Source organism: secondary endosymbiont of Ctenarytaina eucalypti (assembly GCF_000287335.1).
Lineage (GTDB): Bacteria > Pseudomonadota > Gammaproteobacteria > Enterobacterales > Enterobacteriaceae.
Genome location: NC_018419.1, coordinates 879,896 through 899,314 on the forward strand (window position 1 = coordinate 879,896; position 19,419 = coordinate 899,314).

Sequence of the window (19,419 nt, forward strand, 5' to 3'; positions counted from 1 at the left end):
ATGCGGTAGCACTATTGAGCCGGAGCTGTATGCGTATCCACGCGTTTAACTTTCGTCTGGCGTTCGCAGATGCGTGACCGAAATGCGTTCACCATGCTTACGTTGACGTTCTGACTCCATGTTGGCGCGGTAGACTCCCTGATCTCCCACTACCCAGGAGAGAGGACGCCGTTCTTTTCCTATAGACTCCTTCAGTAGCAGAAGTGCCTGAATGTATGCCTCGGGTCGTGGAGGGCAGCCAGGAATGTAAACGTCTACTGGAAGAAATTTATCGACACCCTGCACAACAGAATAAATATCGTACATGCCGCCGGAATTTGCGCATGCTCCCATGGAGATAACCCATTTTGGCTCTAGCATCTGATCGTAAAGACGCCGAATGACAGGGGCCATTTTGATGAAAGGTGTACCGGCCACCACCATAAAATCCGCCTGGCGTGGTGATGCACGAATCACTTCAGACCCAAAACGTGCAATGTCGTGCACAGCAGTAAAAGCGGTAGTCATTTCAACGTAGCAGCAAGAGAGGCCAAAATTGTAGGGCCAAAGAGAATTGCCGCGGCCCCAATTCACAACATTGTGAAGCGCTAGCTCGAGCTTGTAGAAATAAAAACTGCGGTGGGCATGCTGATCGAGAGGATCCATAACGATATCTTGTTTTTGAAGAGGATACTGGTTATTTTCACCGCCTGAGTCCGCTCGGGTGAGCGTATAATTCATCTTTAAGCCTCGCTATTACTTTGAATTACAGGGCCTGTAACCAATGGGCCCGCTCGACGTAAACGCCTGGATTGTTCCGGCGTCCAGTCAAGCGCTCCAATACGCACCAGGTAAAGTAAGCCTACTAACAGAATAAGAATAAAAATCGCGGCTTCGATAAAGCCAACCCATCCTGTTTCACGGATAGCGGTAGCCCAAGCGTATAAAAAAAGGGATTCAGCGTCAAAAATGACGAAAAACATCGCCACTAGATAGAATTTAGCTGACAGTCGCAATTTTGCTGTACCGACCGAATTAATTCCGGATTCAAATGGCAGGTTTTTCGAGCGCGTCTGAGCGCGTCCGCCTAGAAGATACCCGCTGATTAGCATAAAAACGCACAGACCCAGAGCACCGAAGAGGAATACACCAAAGGCCCAATAATGAGCGGTCATTTCATTTTTTATCAACATTTTATATGCTACTCATCAAAAGCGGAGAGTTAAAAAGTGCTTGTTGACTATAATAGATTTACAAACTACCGCGATAGGCAATTGGCGATCTCGAGAGAAACATAAAGAACCGCGGTTTTTTGGTTAGATACAGTCTTATTTTTACTCTTTTTTATGACCTTGTGTCAACTAAGACGGCATGTGCGCTCATGGTAATAGCGCACAGAAATAAAATCGTTACTCAATCGGGCGTTGTTATAGTCAATTATTTTAAGAAAAATTATTGCAAAGATTCATGATAGCTGCGGTTAGCTTATAGTCACGGCATTGGCATGTGATGCCATGGTGCCGCCTTTATATACAACATGCACTTCTTGCGTTTATACCTAGCACTAAAACCTCTTTGCGTCTCTCTTTTAAATGAGATGCTGTTACTCAGCATACACCAACACTTTTGTGGGATAAATATATTTTACACTATCTACTGCTTCAGAAAGCGGATAGCACCAGCGTGCTTGATCTAAGATAATCTTCTAGAAGGGAAAAGCAGTTCCTGAAAAAAGAACGCTGTCTTTCACGAGCCAAAACCGTTTTCGTGCAGCTTAAAGCACTTCCAGACAGACGTGCCATATTAGTTGATATGAGTAAGATACATAGGTAGGGATGAGACGATAAAAGTTATTATAAAAAATACTTAGGCGCATTACGCTGTTAGAAATAGTGAATAACGTGCAGTACCACTGTATAACCCCTCACCTCACCAACGGTTCACTCATCACAGATACTTACTGATTTTTTTAAGTCTACTAGTGTAGCATGACTATCTATCGTGCAATAAAAATAACATCCATAAAACTACATTTCGTTTTTTCACAATAGAGAACGAATGCTGAATTAGTTTCTTCGCTGACTGAAGGTTGCTTGTGCTTACGTGTTTGCGCATATGGAGAAGAGTAGTGCACTTTCCCCTAAGACCTCTCATAAAGATATGTTGCATTGAGAGTGTAAAGGGAAAGTGCACTATCGTTGTATGTATCTCTAGTGAAGCATATTGATAATAAAAATGACGCCACCAAGTTTTTAATAAAAGATCATTTCAGAACGGAAAGCTGCTCATGTTGCATGAGTATAAGATAGTAGACTATAAAATGCACTCCTAAATACAGGTAGATAGCATCAATCAGTGCGATGATTTATTTTCAACATGATCCTTAATAGGTCAGAACGCTTCGTGATGCTGATTGATCACAATAAAAACACCCTAGCTTAGGATGCAAGTAATATTACTTATATTCAATTTTTAGTTTTACAGCATCTAAGTGATTAATTTCAATTTAAAAAAACATAGCATAATTGGTTAAAGGTTTTTAAGATTTTCTTTTTTTGATAATTTATATCACCTTCTTCTGAAAATATCAAAAAATCGAAAGTGTATCTTTTCAACTGCTTAAAATAATACGCTCTCTTGATAGAATTTTTCTAAATGCTTTGGCTGTGCCATGTATCTTTTCTACATAAATAAAAATTTATATGATCATCCTCTTGGCCTACTACATGAACTTCAAAAAAACATGCTTGCTATAAGAAAGACAGGGTCTTCATGACCCATTTTCTCTTTTATAATAGGTCGTTCAAGCAGATCGGCTCTCGGAAATCATGGGTGATTTAACGCGTTTTATATAAAATAGAACACGCATCTTGAATGACATTACCGATTACTTTTTACTTAGACGCAATCATCATCGCAGCACTGATTGGTAAAAAAGCATTTCTCTTTTAGCTGAGTCATGTCCAAAAAACCTCCTGACTCCCTCTATAACTTCTGGTGCTGCTGCTAAAATGCGTGAATTGCAGGGTAGGTTGCTCTCTAGAACGAGAGCGATCAAATTAACATCAGGATAGATGCATTGGATTGTTTAGTAAAGACGAATAATCTATCCGGTAGCAGAATCTTAAAAAAACGCAACGTATATAGTTTTTTATTGCCTCCCACAAAACATCAGCTAAGATGTATTGTACAGCATGACAAGCATAATGCTTTGTTAAGAAAAAGTGACCACTTAGACCCCCCCCATTATTGGGGTCTAAGTGGTCACGAAAATTTACTACCAGCGTCAATATAGATTTAAAAATAGCACCTGAAAAGCAGTAATAATATCTTTTGCTACAGAAAAGAGGCGATTCTGCAACAATCACGTTTTGTCTCCATCCGTTTCTACTGTTTATATCCAAGTCTGCATAACTATGATCAAAATGTTAATCACAGGAAGCGTATAATATAGAAGAACCAGGGTATTGCAGTCTATTCCTTTTAATAAAAAAAGCAGACAGTCTCTACCATTACCATATTTTTGGAAAAGTCTCAAAAAATCATCAATTTCGCTAGAGTCAGGGCCTATACTTTAAAAATAACATGTCAAATTTAATGTCTAATGATTTTATGTCATCATACCTTGAGAGGGAGGCAGCGTTTATTGTCAATCTCAATGATTGTGATAAGGCTTTACAGGATAAATCGGCTTAAATCTTCATCAGACACCAATGCATCTAGATGTCTACGAACATATTCTGCATCAATAGAAATAGCTTTACCGCTCCACTCGCTGGCATCATAAGAAATGTCTTCCATTAAACGCTCAAGAACAGTATGAAGACGGCGGGCGCCAATATTTTCTGTTCGCTCATTGACCTGCCAGGCTGCTTCAGCGATACGCTTAATACCCTCTTCTGTAAAAGAGACATGCACCCCCTCTGTCGCCATCAGGGCTATATATTGGGTAGTAAGTGAAGCGCTTGGCTCAGTTAGGATTCGCTTAAAATCTTCGGTGGTTAGGGCTTCCAGTTCAACACGGATCGGTAGACGCCCCTGTAGCTCAGGAATAAGATCAGACGGGCTGGAAACCTGGAATGCGCCGGAGGCGATAAACAAAATATGGTCTGTCTTCACCATACCGTGCTTAGTGGAAACGGTACATCCCTCTACGAGAGGTAGAAGATCTCGCTGTACACCTTCACGAGAGACGTCAGATCCAGATACTACACCGCGTTTGCAGATTTTATCTATCTCGTCGATAAATATGATCCCATTCTGCTCAACTGCTTCGATCGCTTTTTCTTTTAGCTCTTCCAGGTTAACCAGTTTAGCTGCCTCTTCCTCTACGAGCAGCTTTAGAGCCTCTTTAATCTTTATCTTACGCTGTTTCTTTGTTTGTCCGGCTAAAGTCTTGAACATCGATTGAAGCTGGTTGGTCATTTCCTCCATACCAGGAGGAGCCATGATTTCCATCCCCATCGGTGCTACAGAAAGATTAATTTCAATATCCTTGTCATCTAGCTTGCCTTCCCGCAACTGTTTTCGAAAATTCTGTCGCATACTGGAGGGATCAGAACTCTCCGCTGACTGCCACCAGTCAGTCTTAGTTGGTGGAATCAAGATATCAAGGACTCGTTCTTCCGCCAGCTCTTCTGCACGAAAACGGTTTTTTTCAATGGATTGTAGACGTACCATTTTGATAGACGCATCGGTCAAGTCGCGGATGATAGAATCCACCTCCTTGCCTACATAGCCAACTTCGGTAAATTTAGTGGCTTCAACTTTAATAAATGGAGCATTCGCTAGTTTTGCTAGGCGCCGGGCAATTTCTGTCTTACCGACGCCGGTAGGGCCAATCATGAGAATATTCTTTGGTGTTACTTCATGCCGTAATGTATCATTTAGTTGCATACGGCGCCAGCGATTACGCAATGCGATGGCTACTGCACGCTTTGCGTTGTTCTGTCCTATGATATAACCATCAAGTTCACCGACAATTTCCCGTGGGGTCATTTCAGACATCTTCAGGATCCTTACGCCTTAAACGTTAATTCTTCTATTATTTGAAAATGATTAGTGTAGATGCAAATATCTCCGGCAATACCTAAAGATTTTTTAACGATCTCACGTGCTCCTAGATCGGTATTTTCTAACAATGCGCACGCTGCGGATTGGGCATAAGGACCGCCAGATCCAATGGCAATTAGGTCTTTTTCTGGCTGTATTACATCACCACTGCCAGTAATGATAAGCGAGGCGGCTTCATTGGCCACAGCTAACACAGCTTCCAGCCGGCGCAGCATGCGGTCAGTACGCCAGTCTTTAGCTAATTCAACCGCAGCTTTGACCAGCTGGCCGTGATGCACCTCTAATTTGCGCTCAAATAGTTCAAATAGGGTAAAGGCATCCGCGGTACCACCGGCGAAACCCGCGATCACTTTTTCATTATATAGGCGACGGACTTTACGCACGTTACCTTTCATGACGGTATTACCTAGGGTAGCTTGTCCATCACCACCGATGACGACATGCCCATTTCGGCGTACACTTAAGACTGTTGTCACAGTCAACCCCCTAGAATGGAGATGGTGGACACTCTCATGCATCAGAGAGTGCACGGATAACTATTAAGTGGGGTGGGATGACAGTTTTTCAACCCCCTAAAACCGTGAACACAATGTAGTCTTTTTTAGCGCATTCCCTCTTCAGGCTGTTATTGACGCCGCAATAATGCTGCTTTTGATGCCTTCGAAAACTTAGAATTCAGATACTCAACCCCACCCACCTACCGTATCGGTATAAAAAACTACGCTTGATTCAGTCTTGATACGACTTCTTTTTCGTTGTTACACGGCAGCATATCACTTTTTTTGAATCAGGTGGCTCAGAGTTGTTCCCGGGGGGGTATACATACCGTTTTCTAATTAATAGCATAGCACGGACTTTGTTCGAACAAGCTAATGTTTAGCTGTACCAAATAAAGGAGTTATACTGTGAGTGTCATGAATGTACTTCGTATTATTATTGAATCTATTGCAATACTGAGCAAAACCCGGATTGCTCACAAGGCTCATGTTACGGAAAACTGATGGCGTGCGTATTCTTAATAGGATATATAATTTAGTTAAACGCTTTGACTGTTCTCAGCCGCTTACTTGCCTTCATATACTACTCATATAGACTCAGTGAACCATCTAGAAGTGTTTTGAATTAAAACTATTATGTGTTCATCTAGTAAAAAACGAAGATAACGTACTGTCTTTCTAAAAAAAGTATGACCGCCCCGAGGATGCGACATTGCAAACATGTACTTACTTGCATACTATTAATCAATCTAGTTAATGTTGAGTGTCCCATCGCAGAGAAAGAAGTAAATGGATTGCTTATCTCAAATAGCACGTCGTGCTAGTAGCCTCTATTACAATGAGTCTCAAAAAAAGCTTTCTAGGTTGCTCTAAGGTTTATCGATCAACAAGATCAGGCTGTCCTTGCATGCATCTAAATTTTAGCCAATCATTACCTAATTTCACGAACTTCATTTAAACCTCGACCTCTCTAGCAAAGACTAACCTTACATCTACTCACTCACCCCAGTAAAAAAAATAATCAGTGCGGCTCTCTAGTAGCATTAGAGAGAATAAGTGAGCTATTGTCTTCACGGATGGAGAAAACATCTCTTATAATAACGCTGCACGCTTTCTTCTTGCATATCCTTAATGAATGCCAGACGGTAATTAAATGAGGATTGTCTTTTTTCTGAGGATGTTACAAAGATTCATGAGCGAAATGTTTACATTTATGCAGATACCGCCTAAAGTCCTTATACTGTTGTCTGCTAAAAACAAGAAGAAGAAAGTTAAGGCAAGCATAAGACACTTCAGCTTGAGTAAAAGTAACAATAGCCTCAGTCCTCTTATCAGTCTGACAGTTTTTCACACAAAAGAATGAAAAACTCCCGAGGAGAGCATCAAAAAAACACAGGATAGCGTCAGCTCTATCTAGCCGTGGGTGACCCCCCCAACAAATGACATCTTCTCTGAAGATAGAGAGTGCACACAGCACTGCTGATTTTAAGCAAGCTTTAAGACAAAATTACATTTGAAAAATCGAGAAAGTGTCAGCTGACGACGCTTGTAATACACGTTACGTGCATTATAATCTCTTACAATGAGAATCTCGCTACTTAAGTCCCCTCTAGTAATATTCGCCAGCCTATTCTCTTACTATCTATATGAACACGCGGTTGATAATCAACTGTGGCACAGCTGATTATCTCCTAGCAACAGCAAAGAATGAGCCGATCCTTGCTGACCGAAAAGAGGAAGGTTAGTAAAAACACTTCTAAATGCTTATTTGAGTCTACGTATCTATGATGCAAATACACGTGCAGCTATGCATATGACCAAAAGTCTTACCTTGATGATGCTCCGGAGCATGCCGCACACCCTGCACGCTAGGTAATAATGACCCAAAAATCTGAATACTGATCGCAAACGCTACCGGCATTTAATGAGCTCCGATCCGTATCACCTTAGAACATTATCGGTCTTCTCATATGGTCGTCGCTACACAGTCTTATTTGGCAACAAATAGGACTGGTTTCATAACCAGTATCATAGAAACTTACATGTTGTCTTCCAAAGAAAAGAGCAAATCACTTTGACGAAACATTATCATTATCAGAATACCCATTTTATGACTAGCGCGCCGGACATGTCCTATTTGCCCATTGACAGTGGGATAGAAATCGCTTTTACGGGGCGCGCTAACGCTGGAAAATCTAGCGCGATTAACATTTTAACCAATCAAAAAAACCTAGCGAGAACCAGTAAAACGCCCGGACGAACGCAGCTTATTAATCTGTTTGAAATAGAGCCCGGCATCCGACTGGTAGATCTACCTGGGTATGGCTATGCTGCAGTACCGGCAGAGTTAAAGCGTAAATGGCAGCTAACCCTGAGCGAATATCTGAAAAAACGTAACAGCCTTAAGGCACTGGTAGTGTTGATGGACATCCGTCATCCAATGCAAGCACTCGACCAGAAAATGGTACAATGGGCTGTTGATAATCATATTCCTACGCTCATCTTGCTCACTAAAGCCGATAAACTATCTTCTCGCTCTTGCAAAGCACAGCTCAACCAAGTATGTAAAAGAGTGTTAAGATTTATGGGTAATGTGGAAGTTGAAGCATTTTCATCACTGAAAAAACAGGGCGTGGATACTTTGCGTCAGAAACTCGATGCCTGGTTTTCAGCTATCCCTCATGCAGTAATTCCAGCTGTCTCCGGCACGAAAATCATAAACAAGAACTAAAGTTAGCGTCCGTACAAAGATCCTATCACCGGGTCATAGACTCTTCTTTCCTCTACTCCGCGACTCTCTTTCTCTCAAGGCGGTGATGCTGCGCCGCGTATTTTATTTGCTGATCGCTGCGACCTATCTATAAATCTGTTAAGTCGATTTTAAAAGTGATCTTTGTGAGGGGGAAATACAGCATTTTTTAACTGAGAGAATCGACTTGGAATTTTTTAACACAGAAAAGCAATTCCGGCAAGGAGGTATCTCAACAGAATCCGTGACTACCTCCCAGATAAGTAGCGCGAAATCTGGCTTTTCCGTTAAGATCTTCTGTTCAAACGCAAAATAAAATACCTCATTACTGCTATAAATTTCGCAATATCAAACACTTCCTGGCTAGACAGGTAATTCTAATTGACTGCTTTAAAATCAAAGCGCTGTAGGAGATCAGCCTCCCATCACAATGATGGGGGCATTTCAATCGCATAACAAGCCCCGATTGTCTAGCGGCACACTGGTCACAAAATCAGATTTATTTAAAGATTATGTACGCTGTTCGAATGCATTAATAATACTTTTTGAGTATTTTCGTACGATATTCTGCATGAAAAGCGAAAATAGTATACTAAAGATCATTTCAATGACCTATTCTATAACTTGAAGAACAGAATATTAAGCACGGAGAGTTGATGGGTGAAGTGAAGGACCGGGTACTTACTACCTCTGTATCGCGTGTAGTTATCTGCTGACAACTGAAAAACCTATGTATTCTGTTTATAGATGTTAAAAATCAGATTATGCAACTTGTCTTATCCTTGCTTTACATGATGATGGTTTTTCGGCATTATTTCTCCCCATGAATTATGGTATTTAAACATTCATTCTTGAATGATCGCGAACCATGCTTTCTACTATGACATTTTAGTAGATGACGCTTCACATCAAAGGCGTAAGATTGTTTCATCTACCCTCACTTCATCATTTGAGGTTGTACAGATCCATTGGTTCAGTAACGCAACAACATAAGAACCATTTCTTCAACAAAGAAAGTCGCCCCCCTAGAGGATTAGATGGCCAAAGAAGACAATATTGAGATGCAAGGAACAGTACTGGAGACGCTGCCTAACACTATGTTTCGGGTGGCATTAGAAAACGGGCATGTAGTAACCGCACATATTTCTGGTAAAATGCGCAAGAACTATATCCGAATCCTGACAGGCGACAAAGTTACTGTTGAGCTCACACCCTATGATCTAAGCAAAGGCCGCATTGTCTTCCGTAGCCGATAAGATATTCTGATCAGGGTTTCTTCAAGGCTTTTTCAGTTACGATAATCCCCCCTCAGCAGCATGCTCGAGATAAATTTACTTTACCGAGACCAAGGTGAACCTTTCTAAGCTTCAAAACAGTTTACAAGACAGCGATAAATCCCGCACCTCCCCATTAGGAGGCATTGAGTATATCCACTAGAGAATATAATAGCCATTCTGCTATCAGTGGCTATTATTAGATAGTGCAAGCACTGTCCGGTAGTCCTAATGAAATTCTCTGGTTCGGCTGTTTAACTATGACCATTACTTGACCTCCAACTATGTATTATAGTTCAGCAGAATCGGGTGTTTTTCTAGATGTGTTTTTAACTAAAGTGAACCGCTCAATTAATTATTTATTCTTGATCCCTAAAAAAAGTTATGCAAAATGACCTCATAAAAAATTCTCAAAATAAAAAAGACTGTACTCATAAAACGTTATATTAAAAGAGCATAATATGTTTTTTATTCAATAAATTTTAAGCTACAGGTTAGATAGTCTAATGTCGTTCAGTACGAGCATTATGTCGCGAAGGCTGGCTCCTTTAACATCAGAACCTATTTTGAGCCTTGATCTATCTTGGCTAATTTTGTATTTTTTTCTTCTATGTCATTTGTCATCTGTATCCTTTTACATGCCCGCATGCATCGCACTCGAAGCCTAATGCCACATTGTAATAGCTAATCAGTTTCTGCGGTAAAAGCGAGCATATTGTATTGTTTCGTTTTGTTCGCTTTTACCCGTATTCTGGGTAAAAGGGCAATACTTAAAGGGAATAGAGGCCTGCTCCGTAAGTGTTCGCGGGATACAAAAGAGATATAGTCTTAGCCTACTCTGATCACACTGAAAGGCAATTTCAATGCATTTCTCATCAGCTCTACATTTTTTGGCACTTAAGAACTGACACTCAAGTCTTTCAATTTTTTCTTCCTTTTCTACCTGAATCGAACTGTCATGTACTAACAAAAAAGAGCTCGTTGACTCAGAATTGTCTTAAATGACGCGGCCCATTAAGTATTCTGGCATCTCTTTATCATGGTTTTTACACTCCGCTACTCGTATTAGTTCTATCCAAGTGCCAGAAAAACACCGAAAAACCTCTATCTGAACCTGGCACAAAGTAATATATCTCGCAATCACCTGTTACATCATCTATGTAGAGAGATCCTTCAACCAAATCACACTATTAAAACAGTTGTACAATTCTAGCCCAAACATTTTATTGATCTTTGATATAGCTGCCGTGTTGTTATCCTTTTGAATCAGTTTCCTCAACTTCTGATGGGGCTTACTGTACGTCGGCATTAATAGTAATGACTAGCATAACATGACGCACGTTTATCCTTCAAACCGCATGGATAGGTCAGGATACCGTTATGATGGGCTGCATATTAAGAATTCAGTCTCATTAGGAACTGCACTATATCTTTTACTATCAGTTCTGTAATATCTCTCTTCTGGATATGAAACAATAAACCGTGAGCTGTTGTTAAAAATACTTCTGAATTTCTGACTAGTCGTAGAGCCTATTACATACACTTTTTACTAAAGAAAAAGGCTGCATGAGGTTAGTAGTATCTACCTGCCTACCTGAAGCCGCACCGGAGCTGATCATATTTATAGGTTATATCAATACACTAAATGCTGTTTTGCTCCTGCTTAAGTCAATCGCATAGCATATTAAAGTATTGCTTGAAAGCACTGTAATGCTTAGTTCCGACCAGAATAGAAAGTATATTAAATAGTACATGGTGCATGTAGTAATAATTGCAGAAGCTGCACCGCTCAAAATCCGTTAATTTACCCCCTTCTCTAATAATCTTTTTACCTACTCCCAATTCTTTTAGTAGTAAAAGAGGATGATGTTTCAACGACGGAAAAGCTCCTGGATAGCCCGTTCTAGCTCAAGTTCTCAGAAAATCTTCTAATTTATTCAGCCGATACACGCTCATTAATAACGGTTGATGCTGTAGTTATCCGTGGACCTCTATCAGATTGACTGATCTTTATTGAACGGAGTTACCGTCCTGGTTGCTTGCGTCTTATCTTTAAATGTTCTATGGGAAATAAAATTTACTATGACATACTGCTTTCGCAGTACATAGACTACCTGAGACTGCCGCTCACTAACAGTCGTTACTAGCCATGTTAAAGCTCGATACTGCGCAACATACCCAGAAGACTGTACTCGGAAGACACCGTGATTTAGTGCGCGCTCAAAACTAAAAGTGGGACGTGTTTAAAATTCTACATAATTGTCGGGTATGGGCGGTATGCTTTGCGAAATAACAGTTACCAATTCTTAGCATAAGGCCACCACCCGATCCGACGTGCATTTTTCACGAGCCCATATCCTTAAGGGTTTCTGAGTAGGGAAACAGTACATTCTCTATAGTCATAAATATGTGCCGGTGATCGCACGATCTAGCCCACAGCTATGTTTAGATCTATTTTGGGCTCTTTATTAAACATTAGCGCCTTTCCAAAATACATTTCCTGTTAGTCGTTGTCTAACGTGCCGGGCAACAGCTACTAGTTTTTAGGGCATACCGGCTGGCGTGAGCGGCGTTAGCTTCCGCGAGCTTCGCAGCTATAGATATCGCACAGAGTCTATCGATTGAGCTTTTATCAAGGATAATGAAATAAAATTTTTTGCTCAGCATTGCCTCAGTGTATTGCATTAATTACAGCACATGCATGGTTTTTGAATCTTTTAAAAGAGCAATTTTGCGTTGTAGAGATCTCTTGGATTGGTGCAATAATAAAAGGTTTTGATTTTACGTAATCCCCACAATGCTAATCAATAAGACCTTACAAACATTAGGTTATTAAGAACTGGCTAGAAACTAAAAAGTGTGCGCATCTTTCAGATGTTTCCGAATGGTTATATGAGTCTGAGTGACTTCGACGTCGGATAATCAAGGTGGTTAGCGATAGTAAAAAGGCTAAACGAAGGGGGAGGAGATTACCCCCCTCTATTAGACAGCCTGCACACCGCTTTCTTTACGTAAAAATAGTGTTTCTAGCGTCGAGCACGTCACAAATTCTATTTCTTTAATAGAAAGTTTTTCCTCAACATTAGAGACAAGTATATGTCTTTTATTTTCCATCCGGCTCTTATCAAATGCGCGCTACTCGTCCTGACGAGGTCGCAATCCTCGAGGCACGAGTACTGCAGCACCCAATGCGCAGAGTGCAATTAGCGACGAGACACAGTAAACTCCATGCATCGATACTGCTACCTGCTGTGCCATGTATGCTAGCTCCTGGCTGCTCTGCCCGTGATGCGCGATCAGATGCTGAACAGGATTATCAATCCCTGGTAGGAATCGCTGCAAGTTTATATTCAGCGTGGCACCCAGGAGCGCCGTTCCTAAGGCTGAACCGACCATACGGGTAAAAACGGTAGAGGCGGTGGCGATGCTGCGAATTGCAAATGGCGCCTCATTTTGTACTGAAACCAGAAAAGTGGTATTACTTACACCCATCCCCAAGCCAATAACAAAAGATGCTAGTCGGGCTAAGGACATACTGCTCTCGGCGTTCAGCCGCAGCAATAATAAACTACCAGCCACGAGCAAACCTGCGCCACACCACGCCATCAGCCGGTAAGAAGTATGTATCATGAATCTGCCGCATAGCGTACTTGCTAGCGGCCAACCCAGAGACATCACTGCCAAGGTCCAGCCTGCCTCGAGAGTGGTTCCGCCTAGCACCGCCTGAATGTAAGTAGGTAAAAACGCAGCAATACTCATCATAGATGCTCCAATAATCAGCCCGCCGACGTTACCAGCAATAATGATTTGGCTTTTCCATAAAGCCAGCGGGAACAGTGGTGAGGTGCTTCGACGTTGTTCCTGCACCAATAAAACTGCGCTGATCAAAGACAGTACGAGCAGGCCTACCCGACATTGACCTATTATCTCATTTCCTTGCAAAAGAGCGATTAACAGACAGCCAACCGACAATGTCATGTAGGTAATACCGGCCATATCGAGCGATGAAGCGTCAGACTGGTTAGGTGAAACCGGCAGATACCGCGCTAATAATCCCGCTGAGATAATGCCAAATGGCACATTGACCCAAAATACACCTGACCAATGATAATGCTCTACGATAAACGCACCCATCAGAGGGCCAATAATCGCTGATACTGCCCAGACGCTGGAAAGATAACCTTGCAAACGAGCGCGTTCTTGCTGATTGTAGACGTCTGCGATAATCGTGATAGAGAGGGGAACGATAGCGCCCGCTCCTAGCCCCTGAAGTGCTCGAAAAAAAATAAGCGCTAGCATATGGCTCGAAAAACCACATAGCATGGATCCGGTAAGGAATAGCCCTATACCGACAAAAAAGACTGGTTTACGGCCAAAAATATCCGCTAAATGACCGTAAATTGGTATTGAGATAGCCTGCAATAACAGATAGATGGAAAAAACCCAACTGAGCAACGGGAATCCCCCTAGGTTTGCGATAATATCTGGCATGGCAGTGGCGATGATAGTCACTTCTACTGCTGACATAAACATGGCCAGCATACAAGCAATAAGTATCCCGCTGCGCCGAAACGGCGCTGCGGGTGACGCCGGGGTCTGGTACATAGGTCCCTGATTGAGATATTTTTTGTCCGCTCATTATAGCAGCTGGCGTGCTGACCGGACAGCGGGGTATTTACTCGCCTGGGGCATTTGATCTCGTGCGAGTTGGTTAGCATCATGTAGCCCCCACCAGGGGAGTAGGGCTCACTCAATACATGGTTGCGTTTATTTTAGTAAACCCATAAAGTTATAATCTACATGCTTTAAAAAAGTTCTTAACTTTTCTTTTATAAGTATTCTTATTGTAAGATGCGTAAAATTTACGAGATGCCTTACAGTCTAAGCCCATTATGTACGTTGATGATAGCTGTCTGTTAAACTACGCTCATAAGAGCGTTTTTTAACATGAGACTCATAACCTAGCTGTTTTTTAACATTATGTTATTGAAAGACGCAAGCTTCTATGCTATTTTTTCTTGAGAAGAAACTCCCGCTCTGAAATGTTTTTCTTTCATAAAGCGTTATTCTTTTATTGTACGTAAAAGCGAGCAAGAAATAACCAAAAATATTGCATTAAGATAAATTTTCGGCACTCATTAGGTACGCTTAGCGGCGTAGTTCAATATATTTGATATACAGCACAGTAAATTATTACCATCACTAAACTCCCCCATTTTCAAAAAGGCTCTCAAGAAAAGAGGCTCTCTGAAGGTATAAAAATATATTAATATAATTAACTACATCAGTCGAGAATGTTGCTCTTAGATCGCCTAAAAGATCATTTTTAGATGAATCAAGCCATGAAAACTACCGTTCTGATCTGCTCATTGATGCAACCGGTGTTTAGCTTCTTATAAAGAACTTTACGAGATATCGATAACTCGAGTATTAACTATATACAATTCTGATAGAAGAACACACTAATAGACGCGCTCTATTCCTTTTTCAGAAAGAAAAACGGAAAACAATAAGATAAAATGTCAAGGTGGGGTGCAATAACCTACTTTATGTTGAATAGAATGCCCTTCTAAACATGTTTACTGAAAACAATGACAATAAATACTAGGAATTGGGTATTAAAAATGCAGATATGTATAACATGCATGTTATCTGGGGCATTATATTGCGAAAATGCATTATATATATTCTATACTGATTTATCTCATAACAGCCTCAAGGAGGTACTGGCTCTGCAAAATTTGATAAGGCAAACCTCTGCTGGAAATCCCACAAAAGTATTAAATATTGAATCACGCCGATTATATGACATGTGATAAGCATCACTCTCTACTAAGAAGAGACCATAAGGCTAATGATTCTGTGTGCAATAGGGTGCGGTATTTTTCCGGAAAAGCATCATTAGCATCGCCTTGGTGTCGTCAGTCAGCATCTGTTTTAGAACAAATGAGACTTAGAAAAAAAGTAAACTACCATTGCACATCAGTAGCTAAAACAGCTATTTGTAGTTTAGAACACTCTCTAAAGAGGCATGTAAGTTAGTCTTCTCGTTCTGCCCTAGTAGCTGAGAAAAGGGTTAAAGTGATCTCTAGAGCGCACCGCTAGACGGCCCTAGCAGTATCTAAAGCAGAAATTATAGGTTTATCTAGGCATGGAATTACCAAAAAATAATCGTTGATTCAAAAAATTATTTTTTGTAATTTTCAGCACCGTAATCCCCCAGATGCAGATATCGACGGAGTGCTCTTGCTCCTCTGCAAAACTAATATTAAGCATATATTGTGCATCTAATTATTATGTAATGATGATTACATTTATAATAAAACTTAAGGTCAGCTCTCCAGTTTCAACTATTTCCAACTATTCTCGACTAGTTCTTCTGTACCATTTTCACTTACTATTGAGGCTGAAGAATCGTTATGACTGGCTGAATGTGTTGCAAAGAGAGTATCTACATCAAGTTCGGCAAAATCACTTCTAAATAACAACGAAATAGGCTGCTGGATCATAAAAACAACAGGCAATAACGAAAAAAAATAAATGATATTCTATGCCCTCTTTTGGCATAATAGTAACTAAAACTAACATTGCTAGAGATAGAAATTTAACGGCATGGGTTAGCTGCAGATCACATCCTGACTTTTGCTAAAAAGGTGTCACGTAATCCCACTATGCGGTTGAACACCGGATAGGCAGGGGTAAAGTAGCGGCTATCAGCACAAAAATAGCCTTCACGCTCAAACTGGAAAGGTTCACCCGCTTTCGCTGATTCTAGACCTGCTTCAACAAAACCCCTACGTATTATTAGTGAGTCTGGATTTAGCATAGAGAAAACATTACTTTCTATCGACGGATTAACTGCTATAAACAGCCGATTATAGAGACGAAATTCAGCAAAAATGCTGCGGGTGGCAGATACCCAGTGGATCACTCCTTTCACTTTTCTTTTATTACTGGGATCTTTATTTAGTGTGTCTGGATCATGTCGGCAGAAGATCGTGGTGATAGTCCCATGAGTATCTTTTCTCACGCGCTCAGCTTTAATCACATAGGAATTGCGCAAACGGACTTCCTTACCCAGCACTAGACGTTTGTATTGCTCCTTGGCCTCTTCACAAAAATCAGACCTATCGATAAAAATATCGCGGCTAAACGCGACCAATCGGGTACCCATGTCCGGATTTTTGATGTGGTTTCGCATCAAAATATCCTGTTCATGCCCCGCCGGGAGGCTTTCGATGACTATACGAACGGGGTCGATCACTGCCATGGCTCGCGGCGCACGTTCGTTTAGATCTTCGCGAATACAGGCTTCTAGCGCGGCCATTTCTACATTGCTGTCCTGCTTTGTCACGCCGATGCGTTGACAAAATTCGTAAATCGAATTGGCAGTATAGCCTCGTCGACGGAGGCCAGCAATGGTTGGCATGCGTGGATCATCCCAGCCTTCAACAATTTTTTCCGTCACTAGTAAATTAAGCTTCCGTTTAGACATGATAGCGTATTCAAGGTTTAGTCGGGAAAATTCATACTGCTGGGGATGCCCATCAATCGTAATGTGGTCCAGAATCCAATTATACAGCTGTCGATTTTCCTGAAATTCCAGAGTGCATAAGGAATGCGTGATACCTTCTAAAGCATCGGAGATGCAGTGGGTAAAGTCATACATTGGATAAATACACCAAGTGTCACCGGTCTGATGGTGATAGGCAAACCTAATTCGGTACAATACTGGGTCACGCATCACCATAAAAGGTGATGTCATATCAATTTTGGCCCGTAAACAGGCACAGCTCTCAGCAAATTCACCGTTACGCATTTTAGCGAATAGCACACGGTTTTCTTCTACGCTACGATCCCGATAGGGACTATTTTGACCGGGGCGTGTCAGTGTACCGCGATGTTCACGTATTTCGTCAGGGGAAAGCTGATCAACATAGGCCAGTCCTTTTCCGATTAGCTCCAGTGCATACTCATACAAAGTATCGAAATAGTCGGAAGAGTAGTGAATGTCACCGCTCCAATTGCAACCCAACCACTGTAAATCACGCTTAATAGATTCAATATATTCGATGTTCTCTTTAACAGGGTTGGTATCGTCAAAACGTAAGTTGCATTGACCTTGATAATCCTGTGCAATACCAAAATTAAGGAAAATAGATTTTGCATGGCCGATATGCAAATAGCCATTAGGCTCCGGAGAAAAACGAGTATGCACCGATCTATGCTTTCCAGAGGCAAGATCTTTTTCGATAATGTGACGAATAAAGTTAGTTGAACGGGGTTCAGCCTTGCTCATATTGATGTTCCTCTAAGCAACATCGCACAATTAATCTCATGTCCTGATGTCACAAAAACCAAGATACCAAAAATTTGTTAGAGACAGGCCAGGGTGGATATAATGGATCTAAATGTGGCAGAGCTCTCTCATACCTGAAGAACACCATTTATCTTCATATTTTTAAGATGACTAGGACAAGTTTTGTTTGGGATGCTGTTTTCTACGTTACTGATAGACCCATAATAAAAATTATAAAATATATGCAGTCGTTAAAAGTAAAGTATTGAAATTTGTTCATCTCTTTTTGCAATATATTATGCCTTTTCATTTTCACACCTGAAAGAGTAAGTGTTAGTTGATGCAGAGACTTTTAGAGATTCACAGGGCAATAATCAAGAGTGGCGAATAAAAAATATGATACATTGATTCTGGTTTTGTGCAATAAGATTAAGTGTATACACGCCGAAGCGGCATAAGCAGCGTTATTTTTTGCGTACAATACGCCTATCACACTAACGTGTATCGTTAGTAATTTCAGCAGAAAAATCCTGAATTTTTCCGGCATGCGCTGTATCATCTTTAGCAGAACCTGTAAATCCGAAGCACTCCTGTATGATGAAGCAGAGTCAAAAAAGGACATCTTTCGCGCTATTCTTAAGCAAAATATAGCTGTTTCAACTACTCAGCAGGTATAATAGTCTGCTTTCTTGTCCACAGGCGTCATGCCTGTGAATTAACACCTGGTGATGTTCATAGTATGAGGGTTGTTAATGTGTTGATCTCGGTTATCCGGCGAAGTCTCAGTGGCTGTGTTATTTTACTCCTCAAAATAAGAAAATCTTACTCATTTCTATCTTAAAATTTATGAAGTCATTTCTTCCCTTCTTGTCTTGGTGGTTTTCTTGATCAGATGTATAAAAAGCTGATGAGATCAGAGCAGCAATGTGCAATCAGTAGACGAAAATAAACGTCAATGTCTTGCGTCATGCACGAAAAAATAGATAGCATTTTTGCTATGCTTTTCTAGTATATAAATAACACCATTGATCTTGAAAGTTGCCTTCACCGGCACTTTCAAGATCAAATTTCTATCACTTTTAATAGCCAGTCTGACTGCATATTGATCTATTAATGCTAAGTAAACTATGTTTTTTTTGCTCATTTTTTAGCAAAGCATCACCCTTCCTTCTTATCAGTGCCTCTAGAGTCATCCATTGAAAATACGCTCAATCCATTATTCTAGAGCTCTTCATAAAAGAGCTGCGTATTTTTCTTCATGGTTCGCAGCGTTTTGAATAGCCTTTTCTGATATAGACAGCTGGTCTAGCGTCTCTTATGCAAGAGCAAGGTTCGTGTATTCTGTACAGTAATAGTTTCTTCATTTATCGAGGGCATCTGGACGATCGTGCTGCTTGAGAGGCGCGTTGAAAGTACACTGATTCACTAAAACTTTTCTTTCTTATAAATACTATGTTTTAATGCAGACATCATTATTTTAGACACTGACTAAGTCAGATTTTATCTTTTTTTATAAGGAAACTGCTTCTATAAGGCCTCGATAACACA

General features: G+C 40.9%; 8 protein-coding genes. 2 read left to right on the forward strand and 6 right to left on the reverse strand.

Translation table 11 applies throughout. The features are described from left to right. Positions 1-45: 45 nt before the first annotated feature. The 4 genes from A359_RS02460 to hslV form a co-directional block, all read right to left on the reverse strand. Positions 46-720, reverse strand: a complete 675-nt coding sequence (locus A359_RS02460) for a NuoB/complex I 20 kDa subunit family protein (protein ID WP_014888280.1) — start codon at positions 718-720, stop codon at positions 46-48. Positions 721-722: 2 nt separating this feature from the next. Then, on the reverse strand, positions 723-1,172 hold the full coding sequence (gene ndhC / locus A359_RS02465; RefSeq protein ID WP_014888281.1) for an NADH-quinone oxidoreductase subunit A: 450 nt from the start codon (positions 1,170-1,172) through the stop codon (positions 723-725). A 2,482-nt stretch (positions 1,173-3,654) separates the two neighbouring features. Then, positions 3,655-4,986 (reverse strand): HslU--HslV peptidase ATPase subunit, encoded by a 1,332-nt coding sequence (gene hslU / locus A359_RS02470; protein WP_014888283.1) that lies wholly within the window; start codon positions 4,984-4,986, stop codon positions 3,655-3,657. An 11-nt stretch (positions 4,987-4,997) separates the two neighbouring features. Beyond that, positions 4,998-5,528: an ATP-dependent protease subunit HslV gene (hslV, locus tag A359_RS02475; RefSeq protein ID WP_044104537.1), complete on the reverse strand. Its 531-nt coding sequence runs from the start codon at positions 5,526-5,528 to the stop codon at positions 4,998-5,000. Positions 5,529-7,623: 2,095 nt separating this feature from the next. On the opposite strand from hslV, the gene yihA reads away from it, so the two are divergent. Together yihA and infA are read left to right on the forward strand one after the other, a co-directional pair. Next, positions 7,624-8,280 (forward strand): ribosome biogenesis GTP-binding protein YihA/YsxC, encoded by a 657-nt coding sequence (gene yihA / locus A359_RS02485; RefSeq protein ID WP_014888286.1) that lies wholly within the window; start codon positions 7,624-7,626, stop codon positions 8,278-8,280. 1,055 nt (positions 8,281-9,335) lie between these two features. Next, entirely contained in the window at positions 9,336-9,554 is a 219-nt protein-coding gene (infA, locus tag A359_RS02490; protein WP_014888287.1) for a translation initiation factor IF-1, read from the forward strand. Positions 9,555-12,707: 3,153 nt separating this feature from the next. On the opposite strand, the gene A359_RS02495 is transcribed toward infA, so the two are convergent. Both A359_RS02495 and glnS read right to left on the reverse strand, forming a co-directional pair. Next, positions 12,708-14,177 (reverse strand): MFS transporter, encoded by a 1,470-nt coding sequence (locus A359_RS02495; RefSeq protein ID WP_014888288.1) that lies wholly within the window; start codon positions 14,175-14,177, stop codon positions 12,708-12,710. A gap of 2,023 nt (positions 14,178-16,200) precedes the next feature. Beyond that, positions 16,201-17,871, reverse strand: coding sequence for a glutamine--tRNA ligase (glnS, locus tag A359_RS02500; protein ID WP_014888289.1), 1,671 nt, complete (start codon positions 17,869-17,871; stop codon positions 16,201-16,203). Positions 17,872-19,419 lie beyond the last annotated feature (1,548 nt).